Annotated in this window: 23 protein-coding genes; 12 read left to right on the plus strand and 11 right to left on the minus strand. The window is 74.4% G+C overall.

What is annotated here, in order from left to right:
- The first annotated feature begins 48 nt into the window (after positions 1–48).
- Positions 49–801, plus strand: coding sequence for a class I SAM-dependent methyltransferase (locus tag ACZ5NJ_RS31700; RefSeq protein ID WP_395512238.1), 753 nt, complete (start codon positions 49–51; stop codon positions 799–801).
- Positions 798–1,886 (plus strand): prenyltransferase/squalene oxidase repeat-containing protein, encoded by a 1,089-nt coding sequence (locus ACZ5NJ_RS31705; protein WP_468769401.1) that lies wholly within the window; start codon positions 798–800, stop codon positions 1,884–1,886. Before ACZ5NJ_RS31700 ends, ACZ5NJ_RS31705 begins: the two co-directional genes overlap by 4 nt.
- A gap of 67 nt (positions 1,887–1,953) precedes the next feature.
- On the opposite strand, the gene ACZ5NJ_RS31710 is transcribed toward ACZ5NJ_RS31705, so the two are convergent.
- Positions 1,954–2,259, minus strand: coding sequence for a hypothetical protein (locus tag ACZ5NJ_RS31710; RefSeq protein WP_468769402.1), 306 nt, complete (start codon positions 2,257–2,259; stop codon positions 1,954–1,956).
- Between the two features lie 143 nt (positions 2,260–2,402).
- On the opposite strand from ACZ5NJ_RS31710, the gene ACZ5NJ_RS31715 reads away from it, so the two are divergent.
- Together ACZ5NJ_RS31715 and ACZ5NJ_RS31720 are read left to right on the plus strand one after the other, a co-directional pair.
- Positions 2,403–3,044 (plus strand): hypothetical protein, encoded by a 642-nt coding sequence (locus ACZ5NJ_RS31715; protein WP_468769404.1) that lies wholly within the window; start codon positions 2,403–2,405, stop codon positions 3,042–3,044.
- Between the two features lie 136 nt (positions 3,045–3,180).
- Complete coding sequence (locus tag ACZ5NJ_RS31720) at positions 3,181–3,606, plus strand: hypothetical protein (RefSeq protein WP_468769406.1); 426 nt, start codon at positions 3,181–3,183, stop codon at positions 3,604–3,606.
- Here the strand turns inward: ACZ5NJ_RS31720 and ACZ5NJ_RS31725 are convergent.
- The 5 genes from ACZ5NJ_RS31725 to ACZ5NJ_RS31745 form a co-directional block, all read right to left on the minus strand.
- Positions 3,603–4,613, minus strand: coding sequence for an LLM class F420-dependent oxidoreductase (locus ACZ5NJ_RS31725; RefSeq protein WP_468769407.1), 1,011 nt, complete (start codon positions 4,611–4,613; stop codon positions 3,603–3,605). The two genes, ACZ5NJ_RS31720 and ACZ5NJ_RS31725, sit on opposite strands and share 4 nt — an antisense overlap.
- Before the next feature lie 144 nt (positions 4,614–4,757).
- The gene (locus tag ACZ5NJ_RS31730) at positions 4,758–5,543 is read right to left on the minus strand and encodes a hypothetical protein (protein WP_468769409.1); all 786 of its coding nucleotides are present in this window, start codon (positions 5,541–5,543) and stop codon (positions 4,758–4,760) included.
- Positions 5,544–5,646: 103 nt separating this feature from the next.
- Positions 5,647–6,609: an N-acetylmuramoyl-L-alanine amidase gene (locus ACZ5NJ_RS31735; protein WP_468769411.1), complete on the minus strand. Its 963-nt coding sequence runs from the start codon at positions 6,607–6,609 to the stop codon at positions 5,647–5,649.
- 176 nt (positions 6,610–6,785) lie between these two features.
- Positions 6,786–7,430, minus strand: coding sequence for a class I SAM-dependent methyltransferase (locus tag ACZ5NJ_RS31740; RefSeq protein WP_468769413.1), 645 nt, complete (start codon positions 7,428–7,430; stop codon positions 6,786–6,788).
- Between the two features lie 112 nt (positions 7,431–7,542).
- Positions 7,543–7,953: a DUF3224 domain-containing protein gene (locus tag ACZ5NJ_RS31745; RefSeq protein ID WP_468769415.1), complete on the minus strand. Its 411-nt coding sequence runs from the start codon at positions 7,951–7,953 to the stop codon at positions 7,543–7,545.
- 109 nt (positions 7,954–8,062) lie between these two features.
- On the opposite strand from ACZ5NJ_RS31745, the gene ACZ5NJ_RS31750 reads away from it, so the two are divergent.
- From ACZ5NJ_RS31750 to ACZ5NJ_RS31760, 3 genes are read left to right on the plus strand one after another with little or no spacing between them, the layout of a single operon-like run.
- Entirely contained in the window at positions 8,063–9,124 is a 1,062-nt protein-coding gene (locus ACZ5NJ_RS31750) for a helix-turn-helix transcriptional regulator (RefSeq protein ID WP_468769416.1), read from the plus strand.
- A 38-nt stretch (positions 9,125–9,162) separates the two neighbouring features.
- Complete coding sequence (locus tag ACZ5NJ_RS31755; protein ID WP_468769418.1) at positions 9,163–11,355, plus strand: acyl-CoA dehydrogenase; 2,193 nt, start codon at positions 9,163–9,165, stop codon at positions 11,353–11,355.
- Between the two features lie 12 nt (positions 11,356–11,367).
- Positions 11,368–12,549: a lipid-transfer protein gene (locus ACZ5NJ_RS31760; protein WP_468769420.1), complete on the plus strand. Its 1,182-nt coding sequence runs from the start codon at positions 11,368–11,370 to the stop codon at positions 12,547–12,549.
- Positions 12,550–12,602: 53 nt separating this feature from the next.
- Here ACZ5NJ_RS31760 and ACZ5NJ_RS31765 read toward each other — a convergent pair whose 3' ends face one another.
- Positions 12,603–13,796, minus strand: a complete 1,194-nt coding sequence (locus ACZ5NJ_RS31765) for an amidohydrolase family protein (RefSeq protein ID WP_468769422.1) — start codon at positions 13,794–13,796, stop codon at positions 12,603–12,605.
- Positions 13,797–13,987: 191 nt separating this feature from the next.
- Here ACZ5NJ_RS31765 and ACZ5NJ_RS31770 point away from each other — a divergent pair, with 191 nt between their 5' ends.
- Complete coding sequence (locus ACZ5NJ_RS31770; protein ID WP_468769423.1) at positions 13,988–15,289, plus strand: cytochrome P450 family protein; 1,302 nt, start codon at positions 13,988–13,990, stop codon at positions 15,287–15,289.
- Between the two features lie 129 nt (positions 15,290–15,418).
- On the opposite strand, the gene ACZ5NJ_RS31775 is transcribed toward ACZ5NJ_RS31770, so the two are convergent.
- Entirely contained in the window at positions 15,419–15,778 is a 360-nt protein-coding gene (locus tag ACZ5NJ_RS31775; RefSeq protein ID WP_468769554.1) for a response regulator, read from the minus strand.
- Between the two features lie 241 nt (positions 15,779–16,019).
- Between ACZ5NJ_RS31775 and ACZ5NJ_RS31780 the strand changes: the two genes are divergently transcribed.
- Genes ACZ5NJ_RS31780 through ACZ5NJ_RS31790 form a run of 3 tightly spaced genes read left to right on the plus strand, consistent with a single transcriptional unit; the run spans position 16,020 to position 18,999 of the window.
- Entirely contained in the window at positions 16,020–16,892 is an 873-nt protein-coding gene (locus ACZ5NJ_RS31780; RefSeq protein ID WP_468769425.1) for a MaoC/PaaZ C-terminal domain-containing protein, read from the plus strand.
- A 56-nt stretch (positions 16,893–16,948) separates the two neighbouring features.
- Complete coding sequence (locus tag ACZ5NJ_RS31785; RefSeq protein WP_468769427.1) at positions 16,949–18,025, plus strand: Zn-dependent alcohol dehydrogenase; 1,077 nt, start codon at positions 16,949–16,951, stop codon at positions 18,023–18,025.
- 32 nt (positions 18,026–18,057) lie between these two features.
- The gene (locus tag ACZ5NJ_RS31790; RefSeq protein WP_468769429.1) at positions 18,058–18,999 is read left to right on the plus strand and encodes a 3-oxoacyl-ACP reductase; all 942 of its coding nucleotides are present in this window, start codon (positions 18,058–18,060) and stop codon (positions 18,997–18,999) included.
- An 87-nt stretch (positions 19,000–19,086) separates the two neighbouring features.
- Here ACZ5NJ_RS31790 and ACZ5NJ_RS31795 read toward each other — a convergent pair whose 3' ends face one another.
- Positions 19,087–19,455 (minus strand): nuclear transport factor 2 family protein, encoded by a 369-nt coding sequence (locus ACZ5NJ_RS31795; RefSeq protein ID WP_468769431.1) that lies wholly within the window; start codon positions 19,453–19,455, stop codon positions 19,087–19,089.
- Between the two features lie 70 nt (positions 19,456–19,525).
- On the opposite strand from ACZ5NJ_RS31795, the gene ACZ5NJ_RS31800 reads away from it, so the two are divergent.
- Positions 19,526–20,401 (plus strand): LysR family transcriptional regulator, encoded by an 876-nt coding sequence (locus ACZ5NJ_RS31800; RefSeq protein WP_468769433.1) that lies wholly within the window; start codon positions 19,526–19,528, stop codon positions 20,399–20,401.
- Between the two features lie 20 nt (positions 20,402–20,421).
- On the opposite strand, the gene ACZ5NJ_RS31805 is transcribed toward ACZ5NJ_RS31800, so the two are convergent.
- Both ACZ5NJ_RS31805 and ACZ5NJ_RS31810 read right to left on the minus strand, forming a co-directional pair.
- Positions 20,422–21,066 (minus strand): HAD-IA family hydrolase, encoded by a 645-nt coding sequence (locus ACZ5NJ_RS31805; protein WP_468769435.1) that lies wholly within the window; start codon positions 21,064–21,066, stop codon positions 20,422–20,424.
- Between the two features lie 34 nt (positions 21,067–21,100).
- Complete coding sequence (locus ACZ5NJ_RS31810) at positions 21,101–22,198, minus strand: hypothetical protein (protein ID WP_468769436.1); 1,098 nt, start codon at positions 22,196–22,198, stop codon at positions 21,101–21,103.
- Positions 22,199–22,239 lie beyond the last annotated feature (41 nt).

Genomic DNA, 22,239 nt, shown 5'->3' on the forward strand with positions numbered 1-22,239 from the left:
CATGCGCAGCAACACCCTTCACCCCCGTGACCGCGAAGGCAGGACCCCGTGCTGACCGTCGATTTCTCCCGGTTCCCGCTCGCCGCCGGCGACCGTGTGCTCGATCTGGGCTGCGGCGCAGGCCGGCACGCCTTCGAGTGCTACCGGCGCGGCGCCCAGGTCGTCGCCGTCGACCGCAACGGCGAGGAGATCCGCGAGGTCGCCAAGTGGTTCGCCGCCATGAAGGAGGCCGGTGAGGCCCCCGCCGGCGCCACCGCCACCGCCATGGAGGGCGACGCCCTGGCGCTGCCCTTCCCCGACGAGTCCTTCGACGTCGTCATCATCTCCGAGGTGATGGAGCACATCCCCGACGACAAGGGCGTCCTCGCCGAGATGGTGCGCGTGCTCAAGCCGGGCGGCCGCATCGCGGTCACCGTCCCGCGCTACGGCCCGGAGAAGATCTGCTGGGCTCTGTCCGACGCCTACCACGAGGTCGAGGGCGGGCACATCCGCATCTACAAGGCGGACGAGCTGCTCGGCAAGATGGAGGCCGCCGGCCTCAAGCCGTACGGCACCCACCACGCGCACGGCCTGCACTCCCCGTACTGGTGGCTCAAGTGCGCCTTCGGCGTGGACAACGACAAGGCGCTGCCGGTCAAGGCGTACCACAAGCTGCTGGTCTGGGACATCATGAAGAAGCCCCTGGCCACCCGCCTCGCCGAGCAGGCCCTCAACCCGCTCATCGGCAAGAGCTTCGTGGCCTACGCGACCAAGCCGCACCTCCCCGTCGAAGCCGCCGGCGCAGCCGGCTCCGCCCAGTGAGCTCGCCGGGCCGCACGGTACCCGAACACCTCGTCCTGGACGGCGTGCTGACCGCCGAACAGGCGGCCCGCACGGTGGAGGGCATACTCGCCGTGCAGCGGACGGACGGGGCCATACCGTGGTTCCGGGGCCACCACCTCGACCCGTGGGACCACACCGAGGCCGCGATGGCCCTGGACACGGCGGGCGAGCACGAGGCGGCGGAGCGGGCCTACCTCTGGCTGGCCCGCCACCAGAACCCGGACGGATCCTGGTACGCGGCCTACGCGGACCGGCCCGACGGGGTGGACACCGCCGAACCGCAGGACACGGGCCGGGAGTCCAACTTCGTCGCGTACATCGCCGTCGGCGTCTGGCACCACTACCTGGCCACCGGCGACGACACCTTCCTCGACCGGATGTGGCCGTCCGTCGTGGCGGCCGTCGAGTTCGTCCTCGGACTCCAGCAGCCCGGCGGCGAGATCGGCTGGAAGCGGGAGGCGGACGGCACGGCCGTCACCGACGCCCTGCTGACCGGCTCCTCCTCCATCCACCAGGCGCTGCGCTGCGCCCTGGCCATCGCCGACCACCGCGGTGACCCGCAGCCGGACTGGGAGCTCGCCACGGGCGCGCTGGGGCACGCGATACGCCGGCACCCCGAGCGGTTCCTGGACAAGTCCCGGTACTCGATGGACTGGTACTACCCGGTGCTGGGCGGCGCCCTGACGGGGGCGGAGGCCAAGGCGCGCGTCGAGGAGCGCTGGGAGGAGTTCGTCGTCCCGGACCTCGGGGTGCGGTGCGTGCTGCCGAACCCGTGGGTGACGGGCGGGGAGTCCTGCGAGCTGGCGCTCACCCTGTGGGCGATGGGGGAGTCGGACCGGGCGCTGGACGTCCTGCGCTCGATCGGCCACCTGCGCGCCGAGAACGGCATGTACTGGACGGGATACGTCTTCGAGGACCGGACGGTGTGGCCGGTGGAGCAGACGACCTGGACGGCGGGCTCGCTGCTGCTGGCGGTGGCCGCGCTCGGCGGCGAAGAGGCCACCACGGCCGTCTTCGGCGGCGAACGGCTCCCGGCGGGGCTGGACCCCGGCTGCTGCGCGTAACCGGCTGCTGCGTAACCGGCGGCGGGTCGGGCGGCGGGGCGACGGGCCCGCCGCCGGCCCGCCCGGTTCAGACGCGGTGCAGGAGCCGGGCCAGGGCGTGGCCCGCCACCAGGTAGACCACGGCGGCCACGCCGTAGTCGACGATCACCTGGGCCCAGTGGCGGCCGAGGTGGAAGAGGCCGAGCGACCAGCCGGCCAGCCAGGTCGCCGCGTCGTGGAACCACTGGACCACGTCGTTGGAGCGGTTCGCGTCCAGCAGGTCCAGCACGATCCACACGATGATGATCAGCGCCACGACGTCGGCGGCCAGCGCCACGAGCCGCCCGGCCGACCAGCCGGCCCGGCGCCGTCCTGCGATGCGGTCTCCGTACATGCCGGGCGTCTTGCCGCTCCCGCACGGTTGAAACCCGTACGGCCCGAAGCCCTGCGCCCCCCTGTCCGAACGGGTGCCCCGAGTGGCGGGGCGGCTGCGGCCGGGTGAGGCTGCGGGGGACACCTCAGTCCCCGGAGGCAACCGTGCGCGTACCCACCACCGTCCGATTCCGTCGCGCCGTGACGGCCGTGGTCCTGTCGACCGCGCTGCTGGCCGGCGCCACCGCGTGCGGTTCCGGCGGCGACCGGGGCCGGCGGGAGGAGGTCTCGTCGGCCGCGACGGCGGCGGAGCTGGCCGCCCTCGCCGTGGCGGAGCCGGAGGCGGCCGAGGCCGACGAACAGGCCGCGGCGACGCCCGAGCCGAGCACGTCGGCGGAACGGGAGAAGTTCGCCAAGACGCGCTTCGTCGCCAACGCCGGGCTCGCGGCGGGGGCCACCTACCAGTGGATCATCAAGCCGTACCGCGCGGGCAAGTTCAAGAAGGGTGCCAAGGGCCGGACGTTCGCGCTGATCAAGGCGGGCCTCGCGGGCGCGTTCGCGTACAACCGGCTGAAGGCGGCGGCCGACAACGCCAAGGGCGACCCGCTGCTGTCGAAGGCGATGGGCCCGCTGACGGCGGGCATCGACTCCCTCAAGAACCTGGGCTCCAAGCTGCGCAAGGGCGACGCGGGTGACGCCGACATCAGCTCCTTCGAGAACGTGATCAGCGGGGTCAAGGAGGCCGGCAAGAGCGCGGGCGCCCCGGTGACCGACAAGGTGCCGAGCGTCTCCCAGCTCGGAGGCTGACCGCCGGATCACCGGATCACCGGATCACCGGATCACCGGTTGACCGGATCGAAGAATCGCCGGATTGCTGCCGGAAGCCGCCCACTGGCACCCGCGTGGGCGGCTTCAGCCGTTTCGGGCTGTTTGAATGAGACGTGTGATCGAGTTCTTCCTCTTCGCCCTCGCCGCCGCCGGAACCGGCTGGCTGCTGCGCCGCAAGCACCGTCAGAGGGTGGCGGCCGGGCCGCCGGCGGGCATCCCGGGCATGGCCCGGCGTCCGGCCGGCGAGGGCCGCTGGCGCCCGGGCCGGGTCCACGCCGACGGGGGCGCGGCACGCTGGCGGCCCGGCCGGGGCGCCGCCGTACCGCTGGCCGGTGTCCGGCATGGATCGGTCCGGGGGCCTTCCGTACGGGAGGGGCTCTCCATCAACCCCGGCTCCCGGATCGTCACCTGCGCGGCGGCGGACGGCGGCCCGGACCTGGAGGTCGCGGTGATGGCCCCGGACCTGGAGGAACTGCTGGCCGCGCTGCCGCCCGCGCCGGCACCCGCACCCGACGACCCGGCCCGCCCCGGCACCGACTAGCCGTTCAGCTCCGCCAGGACCCGGAGGGTGTGCGGGTCCGGGGCAGTGACGAGGAGGTCGGTGACGGGGCCCTCGCGCCACAGTTCCAGCCGTTCCGCGATCCGTTCGCGCGGGCCGACCAGCGAGATCTCGTCGGCGAAGGCGTCGGGGACGGCGAGCACCGCCTCCTGCCTGCGCCCGGCCAGGAACAGCTCCTGGATCCGCCGGGCCTCGTCCCCGTACCCCATGCGGGCCATCAGGTCGGCGTGGAAGTTGCGGGCCGCGTGGCCCATGCCGCCGATGTAGAAGCCCAGCATCGCCTTGACCGGCAGGAGTCCCTCGGCGACGTCGTCGCAGACGTGGGCCCGGGCCATCGGCGCGATCATGAACCCCTCGGGGAGGTCGGCGAGGGAGGCCCGGTAGGCGTCCGTGCGCGTCGGCGACCAGTACAGGGGCAGCCAGCCGTCGGCGATCCGGGTGGTCTGGGCGATGTTCTTCGGCCCCTCCGCGCCCAGCAGCAGCGGCAGGTCCGCGCGCAGCGGGTGGGTGATGGGCTTGAGGGGCTTGCCGAGCCCGGTGCCGTCCGCCCCGCGGTACGGGTGGGAGTGGAAGCGGCCGTCCAGGGCGACGGGGGCCTCGCGGCGCAGCACCTGGCGGACGACGTCGACGTACTCGCGGGTGGCGGTGAGCGGGCTCGCGGGGAAGGGGCGCCCGTACCAGCCCTCCACCACCTGCGGTCCGGACAGGCCCAGCCCCAGCATCATCCGGCCGCCGGAGAGGTGGTCCAGGGTGAGGGCGTGCATGGCGGTGGCGGTGGGCGTGCGGGCCGCCATCTGGGCGATGGCGGTGCCCAGGCGGATGCGGGAGGTGTGCGCGGCGATCCAGGTGAGCGGGGTGAAGGCGTCGGAACCCCAGGCCTCGGCGGTCCACACCGAGTCGTAGCCCAGCCGTTCGGCCTCGGTGGCGAGGTCGAGGTGGGACGGGCCGGGGCCGCGGCCCCAGTAGCCGAGTGCGAGTCCCAGGCGCATGGGCGGTCCCCTCCGCGATACCCGATCTGACGATGCGTCAGACGATCCGTCCGGGCGACTGTAGGGCACGCGGGCCCCGCCGGGAAGTGCGACGGCCCCCCGCCGGTGGGGCGGGGGGCCGTACGTGCGCGCACGTGCGCGGGGTCAGCCGCGCTGGATGCCCGAGGTGTCGTTGAGGACGCCGCGGCGGCCGTCCTGGGTCTGGGCGATCAGCGTGGACGGGCCGCGCTGGTCGACGGCCAGGTACCAGGTGCCCGGGGCGAGTTCGGCGATCGGGGTGGGGGAGCCGTCCTCGGCGAAGAGGGGCCGGGCGACGGGCACCGCGAACCAGAACGGGGTGAACTCCGCGGCCGGGAACCCCGCGCCGGCGGAGTCCTGCGGGGTGCCCCCGTACGGCGGGGCCGGCTGCGGGGTGGCCCCGTAGCCCTGCGGCTGCTGGCCGCCCGGGTAGCCGTAGCCGGTGCCGGGCTGGCCCCCGTACGGCTGGGCGGTGACGGGCTTGGGCTCCGGCAGGAGCGGTCCGGCGAGCGCGGGGACCTTCGGGCCGGCGATGGCCGTCCCGGCGAGGGCGAGCACCGCGAGGAAGGCGAGGATGCAGCCGGCGCCCAGATCGGCCTGGGCGGGGGTGGTGATCAGCGACCACAGGCCGTTCCAGGCGGCGGCCACGGCCAGCACCGTGCCCCAGGCCGTCAGGGTCAGCCCGCCGACCTTGCGGCCCTCGGGCTGGAACCGGGCCGCGATCAGCAGGCCCGCCGCGATGAACCCGGTCAGGAAGACGGCCGGGAGGACCAGCCGGTAGGTGTCGGTGTCCCACGCACTCGGGAGGTTGGCGCCGGTGACGGAGTAGAAGTCGAGGAACGAGGCGATGAACAGCAGCGCCGCTGCTCCGATCACCACGCCGTCGCCTCGTGTGAGGGAGCGGATGTTCACGTCTCAGGTGTCCTTCTCGGTCTGGCAGGGCGGATCGGGCGCCCCCATGGTACGGAGGTTTCCCAGACCGCGAGGACCGGGGCGGCGGGCCGCCCCGGGAGGACTACCCGCCGAGGAAGCCGGTGATGCCGTCCGCGATGCCCTGGGCCGCCTTCTGCCGCCACTCCGGACTCATCAGCTGCGCCGCGTCCTTGTCGTCACGCATGTTGCCGCATTCGAGGAACACCTTGGGCCGGGTCGAGAGATTGAGCCCGCCCAGATCGTCGCGGACGACCAGACCGGTACCGCTGCCGAGGTAGTTGGCGGGGGAGGAGCCGGTGGCGCGGGCGAAGTTGGAGGCGATGCGCTCGCCGAGGTCGCGGGAGGGGCCGACGATCTTCGCGGTGTCGGCCGCACCGCCCTTGACCCGGGCGGGGAGGATGACGTGGAAGCCCCGGTTGCCCGCGGAGGCGCCGTCGGCGTGGACGGAGACGACGGCGTCGGCCGCCGCCTGGTTGCCGATCCGGGCCCGCTCGTCGATGCAGGGGCCCCAGGGGCGCTCCCCGTCGTGCGTGAGCACCACCTTGGCGCCCTTGGCCTCCAGCAGGGCGCGCGCCCGGTGGGAGACGTCGAGGGAGAACTCGGCTTCCATGTAACCGGAGTTGGTGGTGGTGCCGGTGGTGTCGCACTCCTTGCGGTTGGTGCCGATGTCCACCTGCTGGTCGATCTCCCGGCCGTGCTTGAAGTTGCCGGTGTTGTGCCCCGGGTCGATGACGACGGTCCGGCCGGCCAGCGGGCCCTTGGCGGGGGCCGCCGCCGGAGAGGCGGGCGGGGTGCTCGGGGAGGCGCTGGCCTTGGCGTCCGCGGCGGCCGCCGGGGCGGAGGCGGCGAGCTTCGCCCCCGCCGGCTGCGGGGCGCCGGAGCCGAGGCCGCCGCCCAGCACCTGGGTCAGCACCCAGCCCGCCAGGCAGGCCGGGGCGAGCGCGGCGAGCGCCACCACGAGGGCGGGCCGGCGCGCGAACCAGGGCCGGTCCGGGCTGATGGAGGAGGCGGACTCGGGCGGCGGGGGGCTGTCGTCGTAGCGCACGTCGCGATGCTAGAACGCCCGGCCGGTGCGCGTACGCATCCTGCGCCATCCGAGGGCGTGGTCCGATTGTCGGTCCGGCCGGCCCCGCCCTGGGGGAGGGGGAGGCGGGGTCCTAGGGGGTGTCCGCAAAGTAGCGTCGTCCGCCCGCGGGGCAGGCGGGACTTTGCGGACACCCCCTAGATCCCCTCGCCGGTGCGGCGCAGGACGCGGAGGGAGGACGTCGCCGAGAGCTCCTCGAAGGCGCCGGAGGCCAGGGCGCGCCGGTAGATGCGGTACGGGGCCTGGCCTCCGTCGGCCGGGTCCGGGAACACGTCGTGGATGACCAGGGTGCCGCCGACCGCCAGGTGCGGGGCCCAGCCCTCGTAGTCGTTCGTGGCGTGCTCGTCGGTGTGGCCGCCGTCGATGAACACGAAGCCGAGCTTGCCGCCCCAGGCCGCCGCGACCTGGGGGGAGCGGCCGACGACGGCGATGACGTGCTCCTCCAGGCCGGCCCGGTGGAGGGTGCGGCGGAAGGTGGGGAGGGTGTCCATCAGCCCGACCTCCGGGTCCACCACCGTCGGGTCGTGGTACTCCCAGCCGGGCTGCTGCTCCTCGCTGCCGCGGTGGTGGTCGACGGTGATCGCGGCGACCCCCGCCTCGCGGGCGGCGTCGGCCAGCAGGATCGTGGAGCGGCCGCAGTACGTGCCGACCTCCAGCAGCGGCAGCCCGAGCGCGGCCGCGGCGGAGGCCGCCTCGTGGAGCGCGAGGCCCTCGCCGACGGGCATGAACCCCTTGGCGGCCTCGAAGGCGGCGAGGGTCTCCGGCTTGGGGGTGGCGGCCATGGTTCCTCCGGCGGTGGTGGTGTACGGCGGCCCATGCTGCCCTACCGCCGGGTAGCCGACCAGGCCGGGGGGCCTTACGCAGGGAGCTCCGTTCGGCCGGGGGTGTGCGTCGTCAGGCCAGCTCGTAGTCGAAGGTGTAGGCGACGGACGGCTCGCCGTGACGGGCGACGAAGCCGCCGGTGCCCCGCAGCCCGGTCAGCTCGCCGGTCCCCGAACCCGTCACGACCTCGAACGCGCAGCGTACGGAGCCGTCCTCGGCGAACGAGCCGCGCTCCTCGACCGCGAAGCCGCCCTCGCGCCCGTCGAGGCGGCCGGCCAGCAGCTCCATGCCGGTGAAGGTGCCCGTCTTCTCCGTGACGTAGGCGATGGTGTACTCGCAGGTGGTGCCGGCGGCCTCGATGCCGCCGGAGAAGGAGTTGACGACCGAGGCGTGGGCGAGCCTCGGGAGGACCCCGTCCGGGCCGAGGGTGCGCTCCTGCCAGTCGGCGAAGGTGAACAGGCCGGTCGTCCGCTGCGTGGGCATGGGGGTCCTCTCGTACGGGCCGCCGTACGGGCTCCTCCCGTCCGGCGTGTGACCAGCCTCGGCGGGGTACCTGACACCTCCTGTCAGGTACGCCGCCGAGAATGGCCGCATGCGCGCCGACCGGCTCCTCTCCCTGCTCCTGCTGCTCCAGAACCGCGGCGGGATGACCGCCCCCGAACTCGCCGCCGAGCTGGAGGTGTCCGTCCGGACGGTGTACCGGGACGTCGAGGCGCTCGGCGCCGCCGGTGTGCCCGTCCGGGCCGACCGGGGGCCCGCCGGCGGCTACCGCCTCGTGGACGGCTACCGCACCCGGCTGACCGGCCTCACCGACGCCGAGGCCGGCTCCCTCTTCCTGGCCGGGGCGCCCGGGGCCGCCCGGGACCTGGGCCTGGGCGCGGTGGTGGCCACCGCCCGGCTGAAGCTGGAGGCCGCCCTGCCCGCCGCGCTGGCGGACCGGGCCCGGCTGGTGCAGGACCGCTTCCACCTGGACGCCCCCGCCTGGTTCCGGGAAGCCGACCCCGTCCCGCACCTGGCGGCGGTGGCGCGGGCGGTGTGGGAGCGGCGCACGCTGCGGGTGGAGTACCAGCGCTGGTCGGGCGAGCTGCGGCGGCGGGAGCTGGATCCGCTGGGGATCGTCCTCAAGGGCGGCATCTGGTACCTCGTCGCCGGGGCGGGCGGGAGCCCGCGCACCTACCGGGTGTCCCGGCTGCTGGCGGTGGCGGAGACGGGCGGGACCTTCGAGCGTCCGGCCGGCTTCGACCTGGCCGCCCACTGGGAGGAGTCCTCCCGCCGTCTGGAGGCCGCCCTGCACCGGGAGACGGCCCGGCTGCGGATCTCCCCGCGCGCCCGCCGGCTGCTGCCCATGCAGTTCGGGGCCGCGGGGGCGCGGGCCCTGGAGGGGGCCGGTGAGCCGGACCGGGCGGGCTGGGTGGAGGTGGAACTGGCGGTGGAGTCCCGGGCCGTGGCGGTCGGGGACCTGCTCCGGCTGGGCCCCGAGACGGAGGTGCTCGGGCCGCCGGAGCTGCGGGCGGCGGTGGCGGAGGCGGTGGCGGCACTCGCCGCCCGGTACGCGGAGCGGGCGGAGGGTGGGGCGGGCGGTCCGGCTCCGCCCCGGCGGTCGCGGGTGTCCGATGGCGCACCTGCCCCGCCGGAGAAGAACACCGACTTCTGACCTTCCGTCAGATTGGAACGTGTTCTAGTGTGCCGCGCATGGGCATCGGAATCACGCAGGAGCAACGGGAGTTGGCCGGCGCCGTGCGCGGCTGGGTGGCGCGGGCGGTGCCGCCCGAGGTGGTGCGCAAGCTGCTCGACGCGCCGCCCCAGGCCGGGGCGCGGCCCGGCTACTGGGACGGCATGCACGCGCAGGGGCTGGCCACCCCCCACCTGGAGGGCGGGACCCTGCTGGATCTGGCCGTCGTGGTGGAGGAGACCGCCCGGGCGGCGCTGCCCGGGGCGTTCCTGCCGAGTGCGCTGGCCTCCGTACTCCTGGACCGGGCGGGGGCGCCGCCGCTCGACGGGCGGGTCGGGGCGGTCGCCCTCGGGCCCGGCGGGGTCACCGCCGTCGCCGTCGAGGGGGGCGGGTGGCGGCTGGACGGGGTCGCACCGCCCGTGCTGGGCGCCGGTGAGGCCGAACTGGTGCTGCTCGCCGCCGAGGTCGCCGGGGGCGCCGAGGGTGCCGGTGCCGGGGGTGCCGAGGGTGGCGGTGCCGCCGAGGGGGCCGGAGGGGTGCGGTGGTTCGCCGTGGACGCCGCCGCGCTGGAGGTCCGGCCGCACGAGAGCGCCGACCCGACCCGGCCCACCGCCGAGGTCCGGGCGCGGGGCCTGACCGTCCCGGCCGCGCGGCTCCTGGACCTGGACGAGGCCCTGGTGCGGGACACGGCCTGCGTGCTGTTCGCCGCCGACGCCTGCGGCACCGCCGCCTGGGCGGTCCACACCGCCGCCGAGTACGCGAAGACCCGCGAACAGTTCGGCCGGCCCATCGGACGGTTCCAGGGCGTCAAGCACCTGTGCGCCGACATGCTGGTCCGCCTCGAACAGGCCCGCGCCCTCGCCTGGGACGCCGCGGGCAGCGCGGACGAGGCGCCCGGCGTGCGCTCACTGGTCGCCGCCCTCGCCGCCGGGACCGCCCTCGACGCCTCGTACTCCTGCGCCAAGGACTGCATCCAGATCCTCGGCGGCATCGGCTTCACCTGGGAGCACGACGCGCACATCCACCTGCGCCGCGCCCTCGTCGCCCGCCAGCTCCTGGGCCCCGGCGACGCCCACCGCCTGCGCGCCGTCCGCCTCGCCGCCGCCGGAGCCCGGCGCGAGCTGCGCCTGGAACTCCCCGCGGAGGCCGAGGCCCACCGCGCGGAGGCCCGCGCCGCCATCGGGGCCGCGCGCGGCCTCGACCCGGCCGCCGCCCGCCGGGTCCTCGCGCCCACCGGGTACGCGGCCCCCTACCTCCCGCCGCCGTACGGGCGCGGCGCCGGGCCCGCCGAACAGATCGTGATCCAGCAGGAGTTGAAGGAGGCCGGGGTCCAGGTCGCCGACCTCGGGATCGCCACCTGGATCGTCCCCTCGCTGATCGCCTTCGGCAGCGAGGAGCAGCGCGAGGCGTACGTCCTGCCCACCCTGCGCGGGGACACCACCTGGTGCCAGCTCTTCTCCGAACCGGGCGCCGGCTCCGACCTGGCCTCCCTGCGCACCCGGGCGGAACGGACCGGTGACGGCTCCTGGAGGATCAACGGACAGAAGGTGTGGACGAGTTCCGCGCACACCGCCGACTTCGGGATCCTCCTCGCCCGGACGGACCCGCAGGCGCCCAAGCACCAGGGGCTCGGCTACTTCGTCGTCGACATGAGGAACACCCCGGGCATCGAGGTCCGTCCGCTCAAGGAGATCACCGGCGAAGCCCTCTTCAACGAGGTCTGGTTCGAGGACGCCCCGCTGCCGCCCGACGCCCTGGTCGGCGCCGCCGACGGCGGCTGGAAGGCGGCCCGCAACACCCTCGGCAACGAACGCGTCCACATGGCCGACCAGATGACCTTCCACACCGGCCTGGAGGCCCTGATCGCCGCCTCCAGCGGACTCGACGCCTCCTACGGGGTCCGGATCGGCGCGCTCGCCGCCGAGGCGCACGCCCTCGCCTGCATCGGGCTGCGCACCACGCTCCAGCAGGTCTCCGGGCTGGAGCCGGGCGCGGGCGCCTCCGTACGCAAGCTCGTGCAGACCCCCCACCAGCAGCGGACCGCCGAGCTCGCGCTCGAACTGCTGGGCCCTGCCGGAGCGGTGCGGGAGGGGGCGGGGGAGCGGGCGGTGCACGGAATGCTGATGTCTCGCTGCCTGACCATCGCCGGGGGCACCACGCAGGTCCAGCTCAACGTCGTCGCCGAGCGGATCCTCGGCCTCCCCAGGGACTAGGAGTCAGCGCAGATGAAGTCGTACATCGTGGGCGTCGGCATGACGAAGTTCGAGAAGCCGGAGTCCCGGGACTGGCAGTACTGGGACATGGTCAGGGAGGCGGGCGGCGCGGCGCTCGCCGACGCGGGCGTCGACTACGGGCTGGTCGAGCAGGTGCCGGTGGGCTACTGCTTCCAGCCCTCCACCGCCGGCCAGCGGGCGGCGTACGAACTGGGCCTGAGCGGGGTCCCGGTCTACAACGTCAACAACAACTGCGCGACCGGCTCGACGGCGCTGATGATGGCCCGCCAGTTCGTGCGGGGCGGGATCAGCGACTGCGTCCTCGCGGTCGGGTTCGAGAAGATGAAGCGGGGTGCGCTGGGCGGGGCCGACGGGGGCGACTTCAAGACCTCTCCGGTCGCACGGCACTACGGGATCATGGCCGCCGCGCACGGCTTCGAGATGTCCCCGCCCACCGCGCAGATCTTCGGCAACGCCGCCCGCGAGCACATGGAGCGGTACGGGACCACGCCCGCGCAGCTCGCGGCGGTCGGCGCGAAGAACCACCGGCACTCCGCGAACAACCCGAACGCGCAGTTCCAGGACGTCTACACGGTGGAGGAGGTCCTCGCCGCCAAGACCATCCACGACCCGCTGACCAAGCTCCAGTGCTCGCCCACGTCCGACGGCGCGGCCGCCGCGCTCGTGGTCTCGGAGCGGTTCGTCGTGGCGCACGGGCTGCACGACAAGGCCGTCGAGATCGTCGCGCAGGCCATGACCACGGACACGCAGGAGAGCTTCGGCGGCTCCTGCATCGACGTGGTCGGCAAGCCGATGACGGCGGCCGCCGCCCGCCGGGTGTACGAGGAGTCGGGGCTCGGCATCGAGGACGTCGACGTGGTGGAGCTGCACGACTGCTTCTCGGTGAACGAGCTGCTGACGTACGAGGCGCTCGGCATGTGCGCGGACGGGGCCTCCGGCCGGCTCGTCGAGAGCGGCGCCACCACCTACGGCGGCCGGTGGGTGGTCAACCCCTCGGGCGGCCTGATCTCCAAGGGCCACCCGCTGGGGGCGACGGGGCTCGCGCAGGCGGCGGAACTGGTGTGGCAGCTGCGCGGTGAGGCGGGGGCCCGGCAGGTCCCCGCCGCCCGGACGGGCCTGGCCCACAACATCGGGCTGGGCGGGGCGGCGGTGGTGACGCTCCTGCGCCGCTGACGGGCCCGCGGGCTCGCGGCGCGGCGCGGCGGCCGGTCGGTCGGTCGGGGGTGTCAGGCGCGGACCAGGGCCGGCATCAGGCGCAGCGCGTTCTCCCGGTTGATGCCCCGGCGCTGCCGCACGGTCAGCGCCGGGTCGGCGGCCAGGGCGGGGACCGCCAGGTCCGTGATCACCCCGGCCGGGCAGGCCGGCCAGTCGCTGCCGAACAGGATCCGGTCGGGGTCCACGGTGGCCAGCAGGGTGCCGGCCGGGGACAGCGGGCCGGCGGTGTCGTAGTAGAAGCGGTGCAGGTGGTCCCGTACGGCGGCGGGCTCGACGGGCGGGTCGAAGGCGTACGCGAAGGCCTCCATGCGGGTGGCGATCTGCGGGAGGAAGCCGCCGCCGTGCGGCAGGAGCACCGACAGGTTCGGGAAGCGGTCGAGGGTCCGGGTGCGGATCATGTTCGCGGCGGCACGGGTGGTGTCGAGCAGGAAGTCGCAGAGGAAGTTGGGCACCCCGGGCACGGAAGCCGGCCCCCCGGGAGCGCCACCGGGCCCACCCGGCCCGCCGGCCCCGCCCGGCCCGCCGCCCCCGCCCGGCCCGCCCGCCACGCCGGGCCCGCCGGGTCCGCCGCCCGGTCCGCCCGGCCGGCCGGCCCCCACCGTGGGGTGCCCCCCGCTCGGGCCGTCCGGGAGGACGTGCGGGTGGGTGTCCACGACGGCCGCGCGTTCGTCCAGTTCGGCGAAGATCCGGTCGTACGCGGGGTCCCCCAGGTACACCCCGCGGTAGTTCGCCGTCACGTTCACCCCCACCGCCCCCAGCTCGTCCAGCCCGCGCCGCAGCGTCCAGGAGGAGACCTCCTCCTCGTCGAGGAACAGCGGCGCGTGGAACGCGAAGCGCCCCGGGTGCGCCTCCACCACCCCGGCCGCCGCCTCCATCGTGACGGCGACCGCCTCCCGCAGCTGCGCGGAGCTCTCGTACCGCGCGGGCAGCATCGGCTTCAGCACCGCCACCGCGATCCCCGCCCGGTCCATCAGCGCCAGCGCGTCCTCCGCGTTCCAGCCCGCCCACGGGGGCAGCGACCGGGGGCCCACCAGCCCCCGGTCCCCGGCCCACCGGCGCCAGGCCGGGGCGCAGAAGTGGTGGTGGACGTCGATCACGGCGCGGCTGCCGTCGTCCTCCGGGCCGCCCGCCCCGTCCGCCCCACCCGTCGCGTCCGGGCGTGCCGCCCCGCCGACGGCCAGGCCGCCCGCACCGTATTCCGGCATGTGCGCATTTCCCTCTCGTCGGCCGAGCGTCGCAAACTCCGGCACACCCTAGGGCGGCTTCCGGAAACCGCGGCCCGGACATTCCGCGGGGGGAGGTTTCGGCTCCGAACGGGTCAATCGGGTTTCGCCGTCGAGGCGGCCCGGGAAAGGAGCCGACTGTCAATTCCGGGTTACCCGAAAGGTCTGGGCGCGTGACGACTGAACCGACTACCGCCGCGGATGACGGTCTCGCGCTGCACGAAGCGGTGGCGGCCGCGACGAAGAGCACGCCCGCCTACAGGCAGTGTCCCTATCCGGTCTACCGGACCCTGCGCGAACAGGCCCCCATCGCCCGGCTCACCCCCGGCCACGGCGTGGACACGTACCTGATCACCCGCTACGCCGACGCCCACGCGCTCCTCTCCGACCCCCGCATCGGCAAGGACATGCACGAGGGCATCGACCTCTACCACGCCCTCTTCGGGGACCTGTGCGAGGCGCTCGACGACAACCTCCTGTTCGCCGACCCGCCCCGCCACACCCGGCTGCGCCACATCGCCAAGACCGCCTTCACCCCGCGCCACATCCACGCCCTGCGCCCGCACATCGAGGAACTCGCCCACGGGCTCCTCGACCGGTGCCCCACGGACCGGCCGGTCGACCTGATGCAGGCCTTCGCGCTGCCGCTGCCCGTCATGGTCATCTGCGAGCTGCTCGGCATCGTCGGGCAGGAGCGGACCGAGGTCCTCAAGTGGTTCGCCGTCGTGACGCGCTCCCGGTTCAGCAAGGACCTGAAGGGAGACCTGGAGGAGGCCGAGATCTGGCTGCGGGACTACTTCGCCCGCCACATCCACCGGACCCGCCTCCAGCCCTCCGACGACTTCCTGAGCATGCTGGTGGAGACGCCGCACGAGGAAGAGCCCCTGACCGACGACGAACTCGTCTCGATGATCTGGGTCCTGCTCTTCGCCGGGCACAAGACGACCACGCTCCAGATCGGCAATTGCGTCTACAGCCTCCTCACCCACCCCGACCAGTTCCGGGCGGTCCGGGAGGACCGGAAACTCCTGCCGCAGGCGATCGAGGAAATGCAGCGCTTCGAGGGCTCGGTGGAGACGTCCACCTTCCGGTACGCGCTGGAGGACGTGGAAATCGGCGGGACCGTCATTCCGAAGGGGGCGGTCGTGCAGATCGCCCTTTCCTCCGCGAACCGCGACCCGGAGAAATTCCCCGACCCGGACACCCTCGACTTCACCCGGGAGGGGCTGCAGAGCAGCCACCTCGGCTTCGGTTACGGCGCCCACTACTGCCTGGGCGCCCCGCTGGCCCGGCTGGAGCTGGAGATCTGCCTGACGGCGCTGCTCGACCGGTTCCCGGACATGGTCCTGGCCATGCCGACGCCGGCCGAGGGGGACTGGCTCAAGGGGCCCTTCCCGGCCTTCCGCGGGCTGGAGAGGCTGCCCGTCGCCCTGGACCCCTCGCGTACGGTCGACGACTGGACCGCGGGGAACTGACCGGGGCCCCGAGCCCCGAGGGGAGCCCTCCGCCGCTGACCGGCGGAGGGCTCCCGTACGCGTACGGTCCCACCCGCGCCCGGCGGCCCGCCGGCACCCCGGGTGCCGCGCGCCGGGGGCCCCGTCGCCTCAGGGTCCCGCGAGCGCCGGGTCCACCACGGTCTCGCCCGTCGACGCCCGGCGCAGGCACTCCGCCAGCTCCTCGACCGGCCCGTCCCGCAGCACCAGCCCCGCCGCGCCCGCCTCCAGGACGGCCTCCCGAAGCCCGGGGTGCGCCGACCCCGTCGCCACCAGGACCCGGCACTCCGGGTCCTCTGCCAGCAGGGCCGCCACCGAGGCAGGGTCCTCGACCAGCGCCACCGCCGGCCGCTCCGCCGCCGAGGCCACCACCTCGATGTCCGGCTGGAGCCGGAGGCGGACCGCGAGCGGCGGGTTCGGCGGGAGCAGCAGGACGCGCAGGGAGCGGGCGGGCCGGTGGGCCACGGGCATCTCATCCACCCGCCGCAGGCTACCGGCCGGCCCCGTCCTGGACCGGCAACACACCCCGCGCCACAGTCATCTGACGTGAAGTCAGCAGTCTTCTTCCCAACGGCAGGGGCGTGCGTTATACATTCCCTCAGCCGCTTCCTAGAACGCGTTCTAGAACCGGCCCCGCATGCGACCTCGGTGCGGCCGACGGTGCGGACGGCCGCGCCGAGGTCTTCCAGAGAGCAGAAGGAGCAGCATCCGAATGCCGATCGATGCCGCCAGGGCCCTCGCCGCCGACCCCCGCCAGGGGGAGATCGGCTGGGACCACAAGGACATCCAGCTCTACCACCTCGGCCTCGGCGCCGGCTCCTCCCGGCACGGGAAGAGCCTGGCGACCGACCCGGACGAACTGCGCTACACCCTGGAGTCCAGGCTCCACGTGCTCCCCAGCTTCGCGACCGTCGCCGGCGCCGGCATGGCCATGCTCGGCGGGCTCGCCGCCCCGGGCATCGAGGTCAACCTGGCGAACGTCCTGCACGGCGGGCACTCCATCGAGCTGCACCGGCCGATCCCCGTCAAGGGACGGGCCACCTCCACCTCCAGGGTCGCCGCCGTCTACGACAAGGGGAAGGCGGCCGTCATCGTGCTGCGCTCCGAGGTCGCCGACGCCGACGGGCCGCTGTGGACCAGCGACGCGCAGATCTTCGTCCGGGGAGAGGGCGGCTTCGGCGGCGACCGAGGCCCCTCCGTCCGCGGCGAGCTGCCCGAACGCGCCCCCGACCGCACCGAGGAGCGGCCGATCCGGGAGGAACAGGCCCTGCTCTACCGGCTCTCCGGAGACTGGAACCCGCTCCACGCCGACCCCGAGTTCGCCAAGCTGGCCGGCTTCGACAAGCCGATCCTGCACGGCCTGTGCTCGTACGGGATGACCCTCAAGGCCGTCGTCGACACGCTCCTCGGCGGGGACGTCTCCCGCGTCCGCGCCTACCGCACGCGCTTCGCCGGGATCGTCTTCCCCGGGGAGACCCTGCGCATCCGGATGTGGCAGGAGCCGGGCCGCGTCCTGGTCTCGGTGACCGCCGCCGAACGCGACGACGCCCCGGTCCTCGCCGACACCGTCGTCGAGCACGCGTAACGCGCCAGCCCACGCCCGGGCACACCCCCCCGGGCACACTCCTAAGGAGCCGCACCGTGCGCGCAGCACTGCTGAGCGAGATAGGCCAGGACAAGCTGGAGGTCGTCGACGACGTGGAAGCCGTGGGCCTGGGCCCCGGCAAGGTGCGGATCCGCATCAAGGCCACCGGCCTGTGCCACTCCGACCTCTCCGCGATGAGCGGCGTCCTGCCACAGCCCGCGCCCTTCATCCCCGGCCACGAGGGCTCCGGGGTGATCACCGGGGTCGGCGAAGGGGTCACCGGCCACAAGGAGGGCGACCGGGTCCTCGTCTGCTGGCTCCCGCCGTGCGGGCACTGCGCCGCCTGCAAGCGCGGCCAGGGGCACCTGTGTCTGGAGAGCCTGGCCAACGCCGGCATCCCCAACTTCCGGCGGGCCGGCGGGGAGGTCTTCGGCTTCGCCGCGACGGGCACCTTCGCCGAGGAGATCGTCGTCGCCGCCAACTGCGCCGTCCCGATCCCCGACGACGTGCCCTTCGACATCGCCGCGCTCATCGGCTGCGGCGTGACCACCGGACTCGGCGCGGCCGTCAACACCGCCGAGGTGGAGGCGGGTTCGTCGGTCGCCGTCATCGGCTGCGGGGGCGTCGGCATCTCCGTCATCCAGGGCGCCAGGGTGCAGGGCGCGGCGCAGATCATCGCCGTCGACCCGGTGGAGTCCCGGCGCGAGGCGGCGCTGCGGTTCGGGGCGACGGAGGCGGTCGCGCCCGAGGCCTTCGACGACGCCAAGGCCCGGATCACCTCGGGGGAGGGCTTCGACTACGTTTTCGAGGTCGTCGGCAAGTCCGCCACCGCCCGCACCGCGTACCGGATGACCCGGCGCGGCGGCTCCGTCGTGATCGTCGGGGCGGGCGCCCTCGACGACAACTTCCAGATCGACATGTTCTCGCTGTTCTTCGACGAGAAGAAGATCCTCCCCTCGATGTACGGCGGCGGGGACGTGCTCCGCTCCTACGCGCGCACCATCGCGCTGTGGCGGGCAGGCCGGATCGACCTGGCGGGCCTGATCACCCACCGGGTGCGGCTCACCGAGATCAACGACGCGCTCGACCAGATGCGCACGGGCACGGCCCTGCGCACCTGCATCGAGATCTGACGCCCCGATCCGTTCTGAGAGGAATCCGGCACATGTCACTGCCACTGGAAGGGCTCAGCGCCATCGTCACCGGCGCCGGCCGGGGGCTCGGCCGGGCCGAGGCGCTCGAACTGGCCCGGCTCGGCGCGAGCGTGGTCGTCAACGACTTCGGCCAGAGCGGCCGCGACGGCTCCGGGGAGGCCTCGGCCGCCCCGGCCGAGGAGGTCGCCGCCGAGATCCGCGCGGCGGGCGGGCGGGCGGTGGCGCACCTGGGGGACGTGGCCGACTTCGAGCAGGCGCGGGAACTGGTCGAGCTGGCGGTCTCCGCCTTCGGGAAGCTGGACGTCCTGGTCAACAACGCGGGGATCCTGCGCGACCGGATGGTCTTCTCGATGTCGGAGGACGAGTGGGACTCGGTGATCCGGGTCCACCTCAAGGGCCACTTCAACACCACCCACTTCGCCTCCGCGCACTGGCGCGAACGCTCCAAGGCGGCGGGCGGCCCGGTCTACGGCCGGATCGTCAACACCTCCTCCGAGGCCTTCCTCGGGGGTTCGGCGGGCCAGCCCAACTACGCGGCGGCCAAGGGCGGCATCGTGGGGCTGACCACCTCGACCGCGCTGGCCCTGGCCAAGTACGGGGTGACCGCCAACGCCATCTGCCCGCGCGCCCGCACCCGGATGACCGAGGACGTCTTCGCCGGCTTCCAGGTCCCGGAGGAGGGCCGGCTCGACCCGCTCGCCCCCGAGCACGTGGCCCCGCTGGTCGGCTACCTCGCCTCGCCGGCCTCGGCGAAGGCCAACGGCCAGCTGTTCGTGGTGCACGGCGGGATCGTCGTGGTGATGGAACGGCCCCGGGTGGCGGCGAAGTTCGACACCTCGAAGGAGGTCTTCTCCTTCGAGGAGCTCGACTCCCTCCTCAGCCCGCACTACGACTCCCGCCCCGCGAACGAGACGTTCGCGGCGCCCGAGGTCCTGGGCCTCAAGCACGGCTAGCCGGAGCCCGCGGACCCCGCTCTCCCGACGGGGAGCGGGGCCGGGGAGCCGGCGGGGGAGCGGGGCCGGGGAGCCTGGCCGGGGGGCTCAGCCCTGCTCGGCGAAGCCCGCCAGCAGCCCGCGCGGGTCGAAGGTCACCCGGATCCGGGCGATCCTCCCGTCCGCCACGTGCATCCAGTTCGCGGTCGGCGCGGGCGGCGCGATGCCCGTGCACAGCTCGAACCAGGTGATCACCTCGTCGCCCTCCGCCACCCGCACCTTCACGTCGATCTTCTCCAGCACCTTCCCCAGCCCCTGCAGCCCGGCCAGCGCCGCCTCCCGCCCCCGGACCGTTCCCAGCGTGCCGACGAAGTCGACGTCCTCGGCCAGCAGTCCGCGCATCGTGTCGAAATCACCCGCCTCCCAGGCGGTGAAGTAGGTCTCGGCCAGCTCGCGTGCGGTCTTCGTCGTCGTCATGCCTCCATCCTGGCGAGCCCCTGTCCATCCGTCCAACAGATGGATCTCATGCCAGCTATCATCATCAGATATGGAGATGCACCAGCTGCGCTACTTCGCCGCCGTCGTGGACGAGGGCACGTTCACCGGCGCCGCCCAGCGCCTGCACGTCAGCCAGTCCGGCGTCAGCACCCAGGTCGCGAAGCTGGAGCACGAGCTCGGCCAGCGGCTCTTCGACCGCTCGGGGCGCCAGGTGCGCCTCACCCCCGCCGGCGAGGCCGTCCTCCCGCTCGCGAAGAGCGCCCTCGCCACCCTGGACGCCATCCGGCACACCGCCGCCGAGTTCGCCGACGCCGTCCGCGGCCGGGTCCGGCTCGGCATGGTCATGGGCTGCGCCATCCCGCCCTTCCTGGACACCCTCGCCGACCTCGGCCGCACCCACCCCGGCATCGAACTCGGCCTGCACGAGGACCACTCCGACGCCCTCCAGGCCCGCGTCCTCTCCGGCACCCTCGACCTCGCCCTCATCGGCTACGCGGGCGAGACCGCACCCGGCCTGGAGGCGGACGTCGTGATCGACGAACCGATCGCCGCCGTCGTCCCGGCCGGGCACCCCCTCGACCGGACGGAACTGCCCCTCACCGCCCTGCGCGGCCAGAAGGTCCTCTGCCTCCCGCCGGGCACGGGCATCCGCGCCGCCTACGAGGACTCCTGCCGCCGGGCCGGCCTCGACCCGCGCGTGGACCTCGAAGCCAGCTCCCCGGCCGCACTGCTCCGCCTCGCCGAACGCGGGGCGGGCGTCGCCGTCCTCAGCGCCTCCTCCGCAGGGGTCCCCGGCCTGCGCGCCGTCCCGCTCACCGACGCGGCCACGCGCGCCCGCCTCGGTCTCGTCACCCGCCCCGACCAGCACGCGCCGGCCGTCCGCCTCCTGCGCACCAGGCTGCTGGCCGCACTGCGGGCCGCCTGAACCCCTGAACCCCCGAACCCCTACCGGTCCAGGAAGGCGAGCGCCCCGAGCAGGTCCTCGGCACCGCGGAAGTGGACGCCCGTCATCCCGAGTGCGACGGCCGCCTCCACGTTCTCCCGCTGGTCGTCCACGAACAGGCAGCGCTCCGGGGCGGCGCCCGCCCGGCCGACGGCGATCGAGTAGATCTCCGGGTCGGGCTTGGCGACCCCTTCCAGGGCGCTGTTGACCACGTGGTCCGCGAGGTCCTCCAGCCCCATCGCCGCCAGGTCCTCGCCCAGGTCCAGCGCGGCGTTGCTCACCAGGACCAGCGACAGCCCGGCCGCACGCACCCCGCGCAGGGCGCGGACCACCTCCTCGTCCGCCCGGAACGGGGAACGGGCCATCGCCCCGGCCAGCTCCCGCGCCCGCGGCCCGGGCAGCGGGACGCCCTCCGCGAGCCGCTCGGCGACGGACTCCGCCCACTGCTCCTTGGTCGTCTTCCCGAGGAGCAGCGGACCGAGCTGTTCCGGGTGGAACGCCACCTTCGCCGTCGTGCCCTCCGGGAGACCGGCCGCGCGTTCCAGCTCCTCCACGGGGGTGGAGTCGTAGAAGCGGATGACGTTGTCGACGTCGCACAGGACCGCGTCGAAGGGCCTGGCCGTACCGGAAGCGGTGGAGGTCGTCATGTCCCCTTCCCTATCACGCCGGTTCGCCCGGCGATCAGCCCAGTGGGGCCTCCCGCAGCGGCACCGGCCGGACGGCGGCCTTCGGCGGCGGGTCCACGCGCACGGGCGGCGGCGGGGCGACCGGCTGGCTCAGCCCGACGATGCCGCACGGGACCTCGGCGGTGGCGTACGGGAGCCGCAGCCGGCCCTCCGGGGTCCACAGGCCGGTGCCGAGCCAGCCCGCCGGGGCGGCGAGCCGGAACACGTACCGGTCGGCCGGACGCCACAGGGCGAGCCCGTCCCCGCCCACGCGCAGGGCGACCCCGCAGGTCTCCGGCATCAGGACCTGGCCCGGCTGCACCGCGAACGGGTGGGCGTCCTCCAGCCGCAGGCACTCCGGGAAGCGGACCGGGCGGGCACTGCCCAGCACCCCCCAGCCGAGCCGGGGCTCGCCCGGCGCGTCGGAGCGGATCAGCAGCAGCCCGCTGTCCGGGGCGGCCATCAGCAGCCGGTCGTCACTGTCCTCGGCGATCTGCAGAAGCGGGGTGACCACCCCGCCCCGGGCCAGGTCCACGGCGACGGCCTTGACGCGGCCGTCCTGCTCGCGGTCCAGGGACAGCAGCCGGCCCGCCCGGTCCAGCCAGACCCCGCCGGAGCAGCGGCCCGGCAGCACGGCCGCCCGCCGCGGACCCTCGGAGCCGTGCCCGGCCACCTGCCAGACGGTCGTCCCGCCGTCCCCCACCGCCAGCGCGTAGGCCGCGCTCCCGTCCGGGGACGGAGGCAGCAGGCGGACCCGCAGCCCCTCCTCGGCGTCGACCCCGCCGAGCCGGAGCTCGCCGGTGCGCGGTCCCGCGCCGGAGCCCGAGGAGCGGGGGCCCGTGTATGTACCCGAGGGGTAGAGCAGGGCGAACGCGTGCCGGTCGGCCACGCGCCGGTGGATCAGCACCCGCCCGTCGGCCAGCGGCAGCACCTCGCTGTCGGCCTCCTCCGGCTGCGCGAGCGGCAGCGGCACCGCGTACGGCTCCGGGCCCCCCAGCGTCCACCGCTCGGGATAGCGGGCCTCCCCCTCCCCGGCCAGCCGCGCGGCGTACGTCCCGTCGGCGGCGATCGTGAGGGGGGCGGTCGTGGTCATCTCGGTGGCACAGACAGTCATCCGGCCGTCACCTCCGGGGAGGAAACTAGGTTTCGCGCTTC

The sequence above is a fragment of the Streptomyces sp. NPDC032091 genome (assembly GCF_055580265.1).